Raw genomic sequence first — 13,480 nt, 5'->3', positions numbered from 1 at the left:
GGGCGACAGCCCGCAGGCGGCTGCGGTGCGCGCGGGTAGCGCACGCTGCAATGCAAGAATCCCTGCCGAAGTCTGTCATAATCCGATAAATTATAGCTTTTGCCTCCCTGTCTGCCACGTTCGCGTTGCATTGCAGCGGACGACGCCTCCGCGCGGGGCTTCGGCATTCATTCAGATTCGCCCAGATTCCCTGTCCGGTGCCGCCGACGCGGCACGCTACGCTCGCCCGACATCGCCGTGAAACCCATCCAGAAATCCAACAAGCTCAATAACGTTTGCTACGACATCCGCGGGCCGGTGCTGGAAAAGGCCAAGCAGATGGAGGAAGAAGGGCACAAGATCATCAAGCTGAATATCGGCAACCTGGCCGTGTTCGGCTTTGACGCGCCGGAAGAGATTCAGCAGGACATGATGCGAAACCTGCCAAATTCGGCAGGTTATTCTGATTCCAAGGGTATTTTCGCCGCCCGCAAGGCGATCATGCACTATACCCAGCAAAAAAATATCGAAGGCGTTGGCCTGGACGATATTTATGTGGGCAACGGTGCCTCCGAGCTGATCGTGATGGCGGTCAACGCGCTGCTCAATACCGGCGACGAAGTGCTGGTTCCGGCGCCCGACTACCCGCTGTGGACCGCCGGGGTGAGCCTATCGGGCGGCACGCCGGTGCACTATATCTGCGACGAGTCCAACGACTGGATGCCCGATCCGGCCGATATCCGCGCCCGCATCACGCCGCATACCAAGGCCATCGTCATCATCAACCCGAACAACCCCACCGGGGCGCTGTATTCGGACGAGCTGCTGCTCGAGATCGTCGCTATCGCGCGCGAGCATGGCCTGATCATCTTTGCCGACGAAATCTACGACAAGGTCTTGTACGACGGCAACACCCACACCTCGATCGCCTCGCTGTCGACCGACGTGCTGACCGTGACCTTCAACGGCCTGTCGAAGAACTACCGCTCGTGCGGCTACCGCGCCGGCTGGATGGTGGTGTCGGGCGACAAGCGTCCGGCCATCGACTATATCGAAGGCCTGAACATGCTGTCGTCGATGCGCCTGTGCGCCAACGTGCCGGGCCAGTGGGCAATCCAGACCGCGCTGGGCGGCTACCAGAGCATCAACGACCTGGTCGCCGAAGGCGGGCGCCTGCGCCGCCAGCGCGACCTGGCCTACGAGCTGATCACCGCGATCCCGGGCGTCACCTGCGTCAAGCCCAAGGCGGCGCTGTACCTGTTCCCCAAGCTCGACCTGTCGATGTACCCGGTGCAGGACGACCAGGAGTTCATCTATGAACTGCTGCAGGAGTCCAAGGTCCTGCTGGTGCAGGGCTCTGGCTTCAACTGGGCCAGTCCCGACCATTTCCGTATCGTGTTCCTGCCGCACGAGGAAGACCTGCGCGAGGCCATCAGCCGCATCGCGCGCTTCCTCGAGGCGTACCGGAAACGCCACGGCAAGGCGGCGGCCTGAATCGCGGGCCGCGCCGCAACTCATCCTTAGCAACTCAGAAGATTTCCATGAACCCCATCAAAGTTGGCCTGCTCGGCATCGGTACCGTCGGTAGCGGCACGTTCAACGTGCTCAAGCGCAATCAGGAAGAAATTCGCCGCCGCGCCGGCCGCGGCATCGAGATTGCCGTGGTGGCCGATCTCAACACCGAACGCGCGCGCGAACTGACCAACGGGGAAGTGGAGATCGTCAGCGACGCCAACGAGGTGGTCAACCGCCCCGACATCGATATCGTCATCGAGCTGATCGGCGGCTATGGCATCGCGCGCGAGCTGGTGCTCAAGGCCATCGAGAACGGCAAGCACGTGGTCACCGCCAACAAGGCGCTGCTGGCCGTGCACGGCAACGAGATCTTCGAAGCCGCGCGCAAGCAGGGCGTGATCGTCGCCTTCGAGGCCGCGGTGGCCGGCGGCATCCCCATCATCAAGGCGCTGCGCGAAGGCCTGACCGCCAACCGCATCCAGTGGATCGCCGGCATCATCAACGGCACCACCAACTTCATCCTGTCCGAGATGCGCGACAAGGGCCTGGATTTCGACGTGGTCCTGAAGGAAGCGCAGCAACTGGGCTACGCCGAGGCCGACCCGACCTTCGACATCGAGGGCGTCGATGCCGCGCACAAGGTCACGCTGATGAGCGCGATTGCCTTCGGCATGCCGGTGCAGTTCGACCGCGCTCACGTGGAAGGCATCACCAAACTGTCCGCCACCGACATCAAGTACGCCGAGGAGCTGGGCTACCGCATCAAGCTGCTGGGCATCACCCGCCGCCGCGACGACGGCGTCGAGCTGCGCGTGCATCCGACGCTGGTGCCGGCCGCGCGCCTGATCGCCAACGTGGAAGGCGCGATGAACGCCGTGCTGGTGCAGGGCGATGCCGTGGGCGCCACGCTCTACTACGGCAAGGGCGCCGGCGCCGAGCCGACCGCCTCGGCCGTGATCGCCGACCTGGTCGACGTGACCCGCCTGCATACCGCCGACCCCAACCATCGCGTGCCGCACCTGGCGTTCCAGCCCGACGAGCTGTCGAGCGTGCCGGTGCTGCCGATCGAAGAGATCAACAGCTCGTACTACCTGCGCATGCGCGTGGCCGACGAGACCGGCGTGCTGGCCGAGATCACCCGCATCCTGGCCGAGGGCGGCATCTCGATCGACGCCATGCTGCAGAAGGAATCGCGTGAAGGCGAGCCGCAGACCGACATCATCATCCTGACCCACATCACGCGCGAGAAGCACGTCAACGCGGCCATCGCCAAAATCGAGGCGCTGCCGACCGTGCTTTCCGCGGTGACGCGCCTGCGCATGGAAGAACTGAACTAAGGGCCGGACCTGCCGATTCACATGAAATACCAGTCGACCCGCGGCCATGAGATGCCGCAATCGTTTTCCGAGATCCTGCTGGGCGGCCTGGCGCCGGACGGCGGCCTGTACCTGCCCGCGCAGTACCCGCAAGTCACCGCGGATGAACTCGAAGCCTGGCGCAAGCTGTCGTATGCCGACCTGGCCTACGAGATCCTGCGCAAGTTCTGCGACGACATTCCCGCCGAGGACCTGCGCGCGCTGACGCGCAAGACCTATACGCCCGAGGCGTACTGCAACGCGCGCGCCGGCGACAACACCGCCGACATCACGCCGCTGCGCACGCTGGGCGAAGAGGGGGGCACGAAGCTGCAACTGCTGGGCCTGTCCAACGGCCCGACGCTGGCCTTCAAGGACATGGCGATGCAGCTGCTCGGCAACCTGTTCGAGTACGCGCTGGGCCGCGCCGGCCAGGAACTGAACATCCTGGGCGCAACCTCCGGCGATACCGGCAGCGCCGCGGAATACGCCATGCGCGGCAAGCGCGGCATCCGCGTGTTCATGCTGAGCCCGCACCGCAAGATGAGCGCGTTCCAGACCGCGCAGATGTTCAGCCTGCAGGACGCCAATATCTTCAACCTGGCGGTCGAAGGCGTGTTCGACGACTGCCAGGACATCGTCAAGGCGGTCTCCAACGACCTGGAGTACAAGGCGCGCCAGAAGATCGGCACGGTCAACTCGATCAACTGGGCGCGCGTGGTGGCCCAGGTGGTGTACTACTTCAAGGGCTGGCTGCTGGCGACGGACGGTCCGGGCCAGAAGGTGTCGTTCTGCGTGCCGTCGGGCAACTTCGGCAATGTCTGCGCCGGCCATATCGCGCGCATGATGGGCCTGCCGATCGACAAGCTGGTGGTGGCCACCAACGAGAACGATGTGCTCGACGAGTTCTTCCGCACCGGTGCCTACCGTGTGCGCAAGTCGGCCGAGACGTACCACACCTCCAGCCCGAGCATGGATATCTCCAAGGCCTCGAACTTCGAGCGCTTTGTGTTCGACCTGCTGGGGCAGGACGCCGCCAAGCTGGTGGCGCTGTTCCGTGACGTGGAAGAGCAGGGCGGCTTCGACCTGTCGGGCACGCCGGAATTCGACCGCATCCGCCAGTTCGGCTTTGTCTCGGGCCGCAGCACGCACGAGGACCGGCTGGCCACCATCCGCGACCTGTCGTCGCGCTACGGCATCACCATCGATACCCACACCGCCGATGGCGTCAAGGTGGCGCGCGAGCATCTCAGCGCCGGCGTGCCGATGGTGGTGCTGGAAACCGCGCTGCCCGCCAAGTTTGCCGACACCATCCGCGAAGCGCTCGGCCACGAGCCGGAACGTCCGGCCAGGTTCGAGGGTATCGAGAGCCTGCCGCAGCGGTTTGAAGTGATGCCGGCCGACGCAGCGCAGGTCAAGGCCTACATCGCCGGCCACACCGGCCTGTAAGCGCGCCGGCACGAACCCGGCTGCGGCGCTGCCGCATGCCGGGCCCGCGCCAACTCGCTACAATCAGGCTGCGGGCCCGATCTCCGGCCCCCGGATTGCCTGCCGCCAGCATGCTGCGCGGCGGCAATGCGCGGGCCGTTTTTCATGGGCCAACCCTTTCCCACATCGCACCATGACCCAAGCCGCAGCACCTTCCCGCCCCCCGATGCTGACCATGGCCCAGGCGCTCGACGCGCTGCTCGGCGCCGCCCGACCGCTGGCGCAGGTGGAGTTGGTCGATACGCTCGACGCCAACGGCCGCGTGCTGGCCGCGCCCGTGACCAGTTCGCTGCGCGTGCCGCCGGCCGACAATACCTCGATGGATGGCTATGCCATGCGCGCCGCCGATGTGCCCGCTGCCGGCACGCGTCTGCGCGTGTCGCAACGGATCCCCGCCGGCCATGTCGGCACGGCGCTGGAAGCCGGCACCGCCGCGCGCATCTTCACCGGCGGGCTGATCCCGCCTGGTGCCGATGCCGTGGTGATGCAGGAGCAATGCGCCGCCGAGGGCGAGGACGTGATTGTCAATCATGTGCCGCAAGCCGGCGAATGGGTGCGGCGCGCGGGCGAGGATATCGAAGCCGGCAGCGTGATCCTTCCGCCCGGCACGCGGCTGACGCCGCAGGCGCTGGGGCTGGCCGCATCGGTCGGGCAGGCGAAGCTGGATGTGGTGCGGCGCGTGCGCGTGGCCGTGTTCTTTACCGGCGACGAGCTGGCGATGCCGGGCGAGCCGCTCAGGCCGGGCGCCATCTACAACTCCAACCGCTTCACGCTGCGCGGCCTGCTGGAAAACCTGGGCTGCGAGGTGAGCGACTTCGGCATCGTGCCCGATACGCTGGCTGCCACGCGCGAGACGCTGCGCCGCGCGGCGCAGGGCCATGACCTGATCATTACCTCGGGCGGGGTTTCGGTCGGCGAGGAAGACCATATCAAGCCCGCGGTCGAGGCCGAAGGACGGCTCGACATGTGGCAGATCGCGATCAAGCCGGGCAAGCCGCTGGCGTTCGGGCAGGTCGGCAACGGTGGCGAGCCGGCGTTCTTCCTGGGTTTGCCGGGCAACCCGGTGTCCAGCTTCGTGACCTTCCTGCTGTTCGTGCGCCCGTTCATCCTGCGCCTGCAGGGCGTGGCCGACGTGACGCCGCGGCGCCTGCCGCTGCGTGCGGATTTCGAACTGAACAAGGGCGACCGCCGCAATGAGTTTCTGCGCGCGCGCATCAATGCCGGGGGTGGCCTGGACCTGTTCCCCAACCAGAGCTCGGGCGTGCTGACCTCCACCGTCTGGGGCGACGGCCTGATCGACAATCCGCCCAACCAGGCGATCGCGCGCGGCGATACCGTGCAGTTCATTCCGTTTGACGGCCTGCTCGCATAGCCGGCCCGTATTACCTGGACACAGAAGCTGTGATGATCATCGAACTCCGATTCTTTGCCAGCGTGCGCGAGCAGCTGGGCGTGGCCGAAGAGCGCGCCGAGGTGCCGGCGCAGGTGCGCACCGTGGGCGAGCTGCGCCAGTGGCTGCGGCAGCGTGGTGGCGCCTGGGCCGAGACCCTGGCCGAAGGCCGCGCGCTGCGCATGGCCGTCGACCACGCCGTGGCGCGTGCCGATACGGCGATTGCCGACGGCTGCGAAGTCGCGTTTTTCCCGCCAGTGACCGGAGGCTGAGATGAGCGTCAGGGTGCAGCGTGAGGATTTCGATCTTGGCGCGGAAGTTGCGGCGCTGCGTGCCGGCAATCCGGCGGTCGGCGCGGTCGCCAGCTTTATCGGCACCGTGCGCGACGTGAGCGACGGCAGCGCGGTCAGCGCGATGGAGCTGGAGCACTATCCGGGCATGACCGAGAAGGCGCTGGCGCAGATCGAGGCGGCCGCGTGCGCGCGCTGGGCGCTGCTGGGCGTGACCATCATCCACCGCGTGGGCCCGTTGCAGCCGCTGGAGCAGATCGTACTGGTGGCGGTGGCATCGGCCCACCGCGGCAATGCCTTTGCCGCGTGCGAGTTCATCATGGACTACCTCAAGTCCGAAGCACCGTTCTGGAAGAAGGAAGACACCCCGGAAGGCGCGCGCTGGGTCGATGCCCGCGTGACCGACGAGGCCGCGCTCAAGCGCTGGGGGATCACGTCGTTCAATGCCAGCGGGGACGATGCACAGCGCGAGGCGGATGCTGGCGGGAGCCAGCCCTGATGGGGCCGCTCGGCTTTGTCGCCGTGGGCGTGGGCGCCGCGGCGGGTGCCTGGCTGCGCTGGGGCTTCGCGGTGCTGTGGAACGCGATCAATCCCGCGCTTCCCTACGGCACGCTGGCGGCCAACCTGCTGGGCGGCTACCTGATCGGCCTGGCGGTCGGCTTCTTCGATACGCACGCCAGCCTGCCGCCGGAATGGCGCCTGCTGGCCATCACCGGCTTCCTGGGCGGGCTGACCACGTTCTCGACGTTTTCCAGCGAGGTGCTGGCGAACCTGCTTGCCGGCGACTACGGCTGGGCGGCGATGCACATGCTGCTGCACCTGGGCGGCTCATTGCTGCTGACCGCGTTCGGGCTCTGGACCTACCGCTTGCTGGCCTGATCCCGCCTGCTGGACCAGGGCAAGCAGCGCGGCATTGAAGGCCTGCGCCTGCTCCATATGCGGGCTATGGCCGGTGCCGGCGACTACGCTTAAACCTGCGGCCGGGTGCAAGGCGTGGGTTGCGATGCCGATTGGCGGCGCATAAAGCCGGCTGGCCTCGCCATACAGGTGGAACAAGGGCAGACGGGCCAGGCGCAGGGTGTCGCGGAAATCCTGCCGCGCCATGTCTTCCCACAACGCGGCCAGGGTTGCCGCGTCGCACTGGTCTGCCATGTGCGCGATGCGCTGCATTGCCGGACCCTCTGGACGTCGTCCCACTGCCCACAATCCCAATGCGACCGACGGCGCCAGCCGTGGCCAGTCGGCCCGGATGCGCGCCGCCATTTGCTCGGCCTGCGCCACGTCGTAGTGTCCGTGCAGACCATGCGGCCAGCCCGGGCCGGTGACCAGCCTGGGCGTCATGTCGATGCTGCCGACCGCCGACAGGGGAAGCGCCGGGTGGTCGCGCAGCAGCGCCCATGCCACCATCGCCCCCATCGACCAGCCCGCCACCACGACATCGGTCAGCCCAAGGTGCGCGACCAGTGCGGCCACGTCCCGCGCCAGCGCCGCGATCGTGGTGCCGTCGCGCAGCCGCGACAGGCCATGGCCGGCATGGTCGGGCGCGATCACGCGGAATCCCGCCAGCGCCAGCGCGCGCTGGCCGTCAAAAGCTTCGCCATTGACGGACCAGCCATGCAGCAACAGCAGCGGCCGTCCCTGGCCGGTTTCACGCCAGCCAGGCAAATCGCAGTGCGCCGGATGGCAGGCGAATTCCGGGGCAGCAGGGCTGGCAGGCGCCGAATCGGGAGCGTCCAACGGCGGGTTTCTCCTGGCAGGAGGGTAAAGGGAAGCGGCCTGAATGCCACCGGGTGAGGGTGCCCCTCTATTGACATCCACCGTGCTCAATTTATACGATGAAACATGAATCAGATATCAGGTTTTGCCTGAGTGTCGGTTCAGGGCGACGGCAGGGGCGGAGGAGGCGCCTGCCGCCGTCGGCAGCACATGAAGCGGCTGGCATTCCAATGACAAGGCGCGCAGCGCCACCGGAGACAAGATGTCCCCCATCCAGACTGGCGAGACTGACGCAGCCGACGCCACCGGCCCGGCCGGCGGCATCTGCCCGCCCAAGACCGCGCGCGGGCAGAAGACCCGCGAGGCGCTGCTGCGTGCCGCGGAGAAGGTGTTCGGCGAGAAAGGCTACTACGCCGCGTCGATCTCCGAGATCACGCAGGAAGCCAAGGTCGCGATGGGCACCTTCTACCTGTACTTCAAGGACAAGGAAGACATCTTCCGCGCCCTGGTCGCGCATATGCTGGATCTGGTGCGGGCGCATCTGCGCAAGCACGTCGCCGCCGCCGAAACCCAGATGGACGCTGAGCGCCTGGGCCTGAAGGCGTTTCTCTCTTTCGTTTCGCGCCACAAGAACCTGTACCGCATCGTGCTGGATTCGTACTCGGTGGACGAGACCATCTACAGCAGCTACTTCCAGGTGTTTGCCGAACTCTACAGCCGGCGCCTGACGCGCGCCGAAGAGCAGGGCGAGATCGTGCCCGGCGATGCCGAGGTGCGCGCCTGGTGCCTGATCGGCATCAGCAACTTCCTGGGCATGCGCTACGCGCGCTGGAAGCGCCCGCCTTCGATGGAGAAGGTGGTTGATACCGCCTTCGACCTGATCGCCCACGGCCTGCAGCCGCGATGAACGCCAACGCCGAACCCTTGGTGCAGTGGGAGCGCGCCGATGGCGTGGCGCTGCTGCGCCTGAACCGGCCGCAGCGGCACAACAGCCTGGTGCCTGAGCTGCTGGAAGCGCTGCTGGCCGCCCTGGATGAGATCGAAGCCGAATCCGCGATCCATGCCGTGGTGCTGACGCATGCCGGCAGGAATTTTTCGACCGGCGGCGATGTCGCGGCATTTGCCGCGCAGGGTGATGCCATAGCCAGCTACGCCGACCGGCTGCTGGTCCTGCTGAACCGTTCGATCCTGCGCCTGGCCGCGTTGCGCTGTCCGGTGGTGGCCGCGGTGGAGGGCTGGCTGACAGGCGGCTCGCTTGGCCTGGTGCTGGCGTGCGACATGGCGGTGCTGGCGCGGGATGCGCGCATCGCACCGTATTACACAGTCGTGGGCTTCAGCCCCGACGGCGGCTGGACCGCGATGCTGCCGCACCTGATCGGCAGGCCGCGGGCGCGGGCGTGGCAGCTGAACAATACGATCGTTGCCGCGCCGGAGGCGGCGGCGCTCGGGCTGGCGACCGCGCTGGCCGCACCGGGTTCGGCCGAGGCCGAGGCCGTGACGCTGGCGTGCGGCGTGACGCGCAAGGTGCCGGGCAGCGTCGCCCGCACGCGCGCGCTGTTGCGCTGGGACCCCCACACCCTGGCGGCCGGGCTTGAGCGCGAGCGTGCGGCCTTTGTTGCACAGATCGGCAGCACCGAGACTGCCGAAGGCATCCGGCGCTTCCTGGCGGAACGCGCGCGCGAACAGGCCGTATAGCATTCCCAAGCAGTTGCAGCAGGTTTCAGTAAGACCAACACAAACGAAACTGAAAACAGGAGACAGCAATGCAACGCAACCCACCCGCCGTACGTGCCCTGGTCGTGGCCGCCGGTCTGCTCGCCGCTGGCGCCGCGCAGGCCAAGGACATCCGCATCGCGCACGTTTATGACAAGACCGGCGCGCTCGAGGCCTATGCCAAGCAGACCCAGACCGGCCTGATGATGGGCCTGGAGTACGCCACCAACGGCACCATGGCCGTCAACGGCAACAAGCTGGTGGTGATCGAGAAGGACACCCAGGGCAAGCCGGACGTGGCCAAGGCGCAACTGGCCGCCGCCTACAGCGACGACCGTGCCGATATCGCCGTCGGCCCCACGTCTTCCGGCACCGCGCTGGCCATGCTGCCGGTGGCAGAGGAATACAAGAAGGTGCTGCTGGTGGAACCAGCCGTGGCCGACTCCATCACCGGCGACAAGTGGAACCGCTATATCTTCCGCACCGGCCGCAATTCGTCGCAGGACGCAATTTCCAACGCCGTGGCGCTGGACAAGCCCGGCGTGCAGATCGCCACGCTGGCGCAGGACTATGCCTTTGGCCGCGACGGCGTCAAGGCCTTCAAGGGCGCGCTGAAGAACGCGAAGATCGTGCATGAGGAATACCTGCCGACCAACACCACGGACTTTACTGCCGGCGCGCAGCGCCTGTTCGATTCGCTCAAGGACAAGCCGGGCCGCAAGGTGATCTTCATTATCTGGGCCGGCGCCGGCAATCCGTTCAAGATTGCCGATCTCGATCCCAAGCGCTACGGCATCGAGATCGCCACCGGCGGCAATATCCTGCCGGCGATGGCCAGCTACAAGAACTTCCCGGGCATGGAAGGGGCCACGTACTACTACTTCGGCATTCCCAAGAACAAGGCCAATGAGTGGCTGGTATCCAACCACTACAGCAAGTTCAAGACGCCGCCCGACTTCTTCACCGCCGGCGGCATGGCCGCGGGCATTGCGCTGGTGGAGGCGCTGAAGAAGACCGGCGGCGACACCGGCACCGAGAAGCTGATCACGGCCATGGAAGGCATGTCGTTCGACACGCCCAAGGGCAAGATGACCTTCCGCAAGGAAGACCACCAGGCCATGCAGTCGATGTACCACTTCAAGATCAAGGTGGATCCGGCCTTTGCCTGGGGCGTGCCTGAGCTCGTGCGCGAGATCAAGCCCGAAGAGATGAACGTGCCCGTGCGCAACCGCCGCTGATGGACGCGCCCGCCTCCTTCGCCCGGTCCGCGCCGGCTGCGTCGCAGCGGGCCGGCCAGCACGCCAGTGCCGCCGCCTCCGGCGCGCGGCCGCTGCTGGAAACGCGCGGCCTGACCATCCGCTTCGGCGGCCACGTGGCCGTCAATGCGGTGTCGTGCGCGTTCCGGCCCGGCGAGCTGACCTGCATCGTCGGCCCCAACGGCGCCGGCAAGACCACGTACTTCAACCTGGTCTCGGGGCAGCTGCCGCCTACGGCCGGGCAGATCCTGCTGGACGGCGAGGACGTGACGCGGCTGCCGGTATCGCAGAAGACCCGGCGCGGCATCGGCCGGGCCTTCCAGCTGACCAGCCTGTTCCCGCAGCTGTCGGTGCTGGAGAACGTGCGGCTGGCGGTGCAGGCGCGCCGGCAGCGCGGCATCGACCTGTTCTCGATGTGGTCCAGCCACCGCGACGTGCAGGCGCAGGCCATGGCGATCCTGGAGCGCGTGGCGCTGGCCGGCAAGCGGCAGCTGACGGTGGCGTCGCTGCCGCACGGCGACCAGCGCAAGCTGGAGGTCGGCATCCTGCTGGCGCTGCAGCCGCGCGTATTCATGTTCGACGAGCCTACCGCAGGCATGAGCGTGGACGAGGTGCCGGTGATCCTGGACCTGATCCGCGAGATCCGCCAGGACCGCAGCAAGACCGTGCTGCTGGTCGAACACAAGATGGACGTGGTGCGCTCGCTGGCCGACCGCATCATCGTGCTGCACAACGGCACGCTGGTGGCCGACGGCGACCCCGCCGAGGTGATTGCCTCGCCGGTGGTCCAGCAGGCCTACCTGGGCATGCCGGACGAGGAGGGCAGCCATGGCTGAGGCAACAGCGACGGAACCGATCCTGCGGCTGCAGGGCGTGCAGACCCATATCGGCCCGTACCACATTCTGCACGGCGTGAGCTTCGCGGTGCCGCGCGGCGGCGTGACCATGCTGCTGGGGCGCAACGGCGCCGGCAAGACCACCACGCTGCGCACCATCATGGGCCTGTGGCAGGCCAGCGCCGGCACGGTGACCTTTGGCGGCATCGATATCACACGCCGCAGCACCCCTGCCATCGCGCAGGCCGGCATTGCCTATGTGCCGGAGAACATGAGCGTGTTCTCGGACCTGACCGTGGCCGAGAACATGCGCCTGGCCGCGCGCACCGGCGCCATCGATGAACGCCGGCTGGACTGGGTGTTCCGCATGTTCCCGGCGCTGAAGACCTTCTGGCACCAGCGCGCCGGCGTGCTGTCGGGCGGGCAGAAGCAGATGCTGTCGGTGGCGCGCGCCATCATCGAGCCGCGCCAGCTGCTGATCGTCGACGAGCCCACCAAGGGCCTGGCGCCGGCCATCATCCAGAACATGATCCATGTGTTCCGCGAGCTGAAGCAGACCGAGGTGTCGATCCTGCTGGTGGAGCAGAACTTCCATATGGCGAAGTCGGTGGGGGATACGGTGGCAGTGATGGACGACGGGCGCACGGTGCATACCGGGGCGATGGCGGCGCTGGCCGGGGACGACGCGCTGCAGCAGAAGCTGCTGGGGTTGTCGCTGGCGGCGCACCAGTAATACTGAACCGATGGTTTGCTCCCCCCCGGCTTGCGGGAGAGGGGCAGGGGGTGAGGGCAGGCACTGGCATACCGACACGCTTCACTTCGTCGACCCGCCGGCCCTCACCCCAACCCTCTCCCGCAAGCGGGAGAGGGAGCACACAGCGCGTGGGACGATGCGCCCGCGGCAGGACAAGAGACATGATGACATCAACGACTGTATCAAGTGCCGCGCCGTCGGAGCTGCCCAAGGTCCGGCTCGACTGGACCCCGCTGGCGCTGGCGCCGCTGCTGATGCTGCTGGCGTATCCGCTGGTCGGCAGCCCGTCGACCTGGCTGACGCTGACCATTGCCGGGCTTGCCATGGGCATGATCATCTTCGTCGTCTCGTCCGGACTGACGCTCGTTTTCGGCCTGATGGACGTACTCAACTTCGGCCACGGCGCGTTTATCGCGCTGGGCGCCTATGTGGCGGCCTCGGTGCTGCTGCCATTGGCGGGCTGGGTGGAGGCCGATAGCCTGGCACAGAACCTGGCCGTGTTCGCGCTGGCGATCGCGGCGGCGATGGTGGCCGCGGGCGCGGTCGGGCTGTTCTTCGAGCGCGTGGTGGTGCGCCCGGTCTATGGCCAGCACCTGAAGCAGATCCTGATCACGATGGGCGGCATGATCGTGGCCGAGCAGCTGATCAAGGCTATCTGGGGCCCGGAGACCATCGCGCTGCAGTTGCCCACCACCTTCCGCGGCGCGGTGCTGCTGGGTGACGCGGCGATCGAGAAATACCGGCTGATCGCGATGGCGCTGGGGCTGGTGATCTTTATCGCCATGCTGTTGCTGCTTAACCGTACCCGCATCGGCCTGCTGATCCGCGCCGGCGTGGAGAACCGCGAGATGGTCGAGGCCCTTGGCTACCGCGTGCGGCGCCTGTTTGTCGGCGTGTTCGTCGCGGGCGCGGCGCTGGCCGGGCTGGGCGGGGTGCTGTGGGGCTTGTACCAGCAGAACATCACCGCGGCGATTGGCGCGCAGGTGAATGTGCTGATCTTTATTGTGATCATCATCGGCGGGCTGGGTTCGACCACGGGTTGCTTCGTCGGCGCGCTGCTGGTGGGGCTGATGGCCAACTACACCGGCTTCCTGTTCCCGAAGGTGGCTCTGTTCTCCAACATCCTGCTGATGATGCTGGTGCTGCTGTGGCGCCCGCAGGGGCTGTTCCCGGTGGCGTGGCGCTGAG

14 protein-coding genes are annotated in these 13,480 nt (G+C 66.9%); 13 read left to right on the top strand and 1 reads right to left on the bottom strand.

All coding sequences use genetic code 11. From position 1 onward, the window contains the following. Positions 1-237: 237 nt before the first annotated feature. The 7 genes from ACREYQ_RS09500 to crcB all read left to right on the top strand — a co-directional run bounded on the left by ACREYQ_RS09500 (position 238) and on the right by crcB (position 6,896). Positions 238-1,473, top strand: a complete 1,236-nt coding sequence (locus tag ACREYQ_RS09500) for a pyridoxal phosphate-dependent aminotransferase (protein ID WP_432257399.1) — start codon at positions 238-240, stop codon at positions 1,471-1,473. Positions 1,474-1,520: 47 nt separating this feature from the next. Continuing rightward, positions 1,521-2,831 (top strand): homoserine dehydrogenase, encoded by a 1,311-nt coding sequence (locus tag ACREYQ_RS09495; protein ID WP_432257398.1) that lies wholly within the window; start codon positions 1,521-1,523, stop codon positions 2,829-2,831. A gap of 21 nt (positions 2,832-2,852) precedes the next feature. Then, positions 2,853-4,298, top strand: coding sequence for a threonine synthase (thrC, locus tag ACREYQ_RS09490; protein ID WP_432257397.1), 1,446 nt, complete (start codon positions 2,853-2,855; stop codon positions 4,296-4,298). A gap of 172 nt (positions 4,299-4,470) precedes the next feature. After that, the gene (locus ACREYQ_RS09485; protein ID WP_432257396.1) at positions 4,471-5,709 is read left to right on the top strand and encodes a molybdopterin molybdotransferase MoeA; all 1,239 of its coding nucleotides are present in this window, start codon (positions 4,471-4,473) and stop codon (positions 5,707-5,709) included. Positions 5,710-5,741: 32 nt separating this feature from the next. Next, a complete protein-coding gene (gene moaD, locus ACREYQ_RS09480; RefSeq protein ID WP_432257395.1) occupies positions 5,742-5,999 on the top strand; it encodes a molybdopterin converting factor subunit 1 in 258 nt (85 codons plus the stop codon). Position 6,000: 1 nt separating this feature from the next. Continuing rightward, positions 6,001-6,516: a molybdenum cofactor biosynthesis protein MoaE gene (locus tag ACREYQ_RS09475; RefSeq protein ID WP_432257394.1), complete on the top strand. Its 516-nt coding sequence runs from the start codon at positions 6,001-6,003 to the stop codon at positions 6,514-6,516. Continuing rightward, positions 6,516-6,896 (top strand): fluoride efflux transporter CrcB, encoded by a 381-nt coding sequence (gene crcB, locus ACREYQ_RS09470; protein ID WP_432257393.1) that lies wholly within the window; start codon positions 6,516-6,518, stop codon positions 6,894-6,896. The genes ACREYQ_RS09475 and crcB overlap by 1 nt, the downstream gene beginning before the upstream one ends. Here crcB and ACREYQ_RS09465 read toward each other — a convergent pair. Beyond that, positions 6,846-7,754, bottom strand: a complete 909-nt coding sequence (locus ACREYQ_RS09465) for an alpha/beta fold hydrolase (protein ID WP_432257392.1) — start codon at positions 7,752-7,754, stop codon at positions 6,846-6,848. The two genes, crcB and ACREYQ_RS09465, sit on opposite strands and share 51 nt — an antisense overlap. Before the next feature lie 241 nt (positions 7,755-7,995). Here ACREYQ_RS09465 and ACREYQ_RS09460 point away from each other — a divergent pair, with 241 nt between their 5' ends. The 6 genes from ACREYQ_RS09460 to ACREYQ_RS09435 all read left to right on the top strand — a co-directional run bounded on the left by ACREYQ_RS09460 (position 7,996) and on the right by ACREYQ_RS09435 (position 13,479). After that, complete coding sequence (locus ACREYQ_RS09460) at positions 7,996-8,640, top strand: TetR/AcrR family transcriptional regulator (protein WP_432257391.1); 645 nt, start codon at positions 7,996-7,998, stop codon at positions 8,638-8,640. Then, on the top strand, positions 8,637-9,428 hold the full coding sequence (locus tag ACREYQ_RS09455; RefSeq protein ID WP_432257390.1) for an enoyl-CoA hydratase/isomerase family protein: 792 nt from the start codon (positions 8,637-8,639) through the stop codon (positions 9,426-9,428). The genes ACREYQ_RS09460 and ACREYQ_RS09455 overlap by 4 nt, the downstream gene beginning before the upstream one ends. A 68-nt stretch (positions 9,429-9,496) precedes the next feature. Continuing rightward, positions 9,497-10,684, top strand: a complete 1,188-nt coding sequence (locus tag ACREYQ_RS09450; RefSeq protein WP_432257389.1) for a substrate-binding domain-containing protein — start codon at positions 9,497-9,499, stop codon at positions 10,682-10,684. A gap of 92 nt (positions 10,685-10,776) precedes the next feature. Beyond that, the gene (locus tag ACREYQ_RS09445; RefSeq protein ID WP_432260391.1) at positions 10,777-11,538 is read left to right on the top strand and encodes an ABC transporter ATP-binding protein; all 762 of its coding nucleotides are present in this window, start codon (positions 10,777-10,779) and stop codon (positions 11,536-11,538) included. After that, positions 11,531-12,271: an ABC transporter ATP-binding protein gene (locus ACREYQ_RS09440; RefSeq protein ID WP_432257388.1), complete on the top strand. Its 741-nt coding sequence runs from the start codon at positions 11,531-11,533 to the stop codon at positions 12,269-12,271. Before ACREYQ_RS09445 ends, ACREYQ_RS09440 begins: the two co-directional genes overlap by 8 nt. Before the next feature lie 182 nt (positions 12,272-12,453). Further along, positions 12,454-13,479: a branched-chain amino acid ABC transporter permease gene (locus ACREYQ_RS09435; RefSeq protein WP_432257387.1), complete on the top strand. Its 1,026-nt coding sequence runs from the start codon at positions 12,454-12,456 to the stop codon at positions 13,477-13,479. Position 13,480: the final 1 nt, after the last annotated feature.

This window comes from Cupriavidus sp. TMH.W2, assembly GCF_050847365.1.
Taxonomy (GTDB): Bacteria; Pseudomonadota; Gammaproteobacteria; order Burkholderiales; family Burkholderiaceae; genus Cupriavidus.
The sequence above is the reverse complement of the archived record's forward strand: the minus strand, read 5'-3'. Positions and strand labels throughout refer to the sequence as shown.

Bases quoted from the DNA above. Each gene is read 5' to 3' on its own strand.
- ACREYQ_RS09495 (WP_432257398.1), top strand. From the start codon at position 1,521: ATGAACCCCATCAAAGTTGGCCTGCTCGGCATCGGTACCGTCGGTAGC.
- thrC (WP_432257397.1), top strand. From the start codon at position 2,853: ATGAAATACCAGTCGACCCGCGGCCATGAGATGCCGCAATCGTTTTCC.
- ACREYQ_RS09485 (WP_432257396.1), top strand. From the start codon at position 4,471: ATGACCCAAGCCGCAGCACCTTCCCGCCCCCCGATGCTGACCATGGCC.
- moaD (WP_432257395.1), top strand. From the start codon at position 5,742: ATGATCATCGAACTCCGATTCTTTGCCAGCGTGCGCGAGCAGCTGGGC.
- ACREYQ_RS09475 (WP_432257394.1), top strand. From the start codon at position 6,001: ATGAGCGTCAGGGTGCAGCGTGAGGATTTCGATCTTGGCGCGGAAGTT.
- crcB (WP_432257393.1), top strand. From the start codon at position 6,516: ATGGGGCCGCTCGGCTTTGTCGCCGTGGGCGTGGGCGCCGCGGCGGGT.
- ACREYQ_RS09460 (WP_432257391.1), top strand. From the start codon at position 7,996: ATGTCCCCCATCCAGACTGGCGAGACTGACGCAGCCGACGCCACCGGC.
- ACREYQ_RS09455 (WP_432257390.1), top strand. From the start codon at position 8,637: ATGAACGCCAACGCCGAACCCTTGGTGCAGTGGGAGCGCGCCGATGGC.
- ACREYQ_RS09450 (WP_432257389.1), top strand. From the start codon at position 9,497: ATGCAACGCAACCCACCCGCCGTACGTGCCCTGGTCGTGGCCGCCGGT.
- ACREYQ_RS09440 (WP_432257388.1), top strand. From the start codon at position 11,531: ATGGCTGAGGCAACAGCGACGGAACCGATCCTGCGGCTGCAGGGCGTG.
- ACREYQ_RS09435 (WP_432257387.1), top strand. From the start codon at position 12,454: ATGATGACATCAACGACTGTATCAAGTGCCGCGCCGTCGGAGCTGCCC.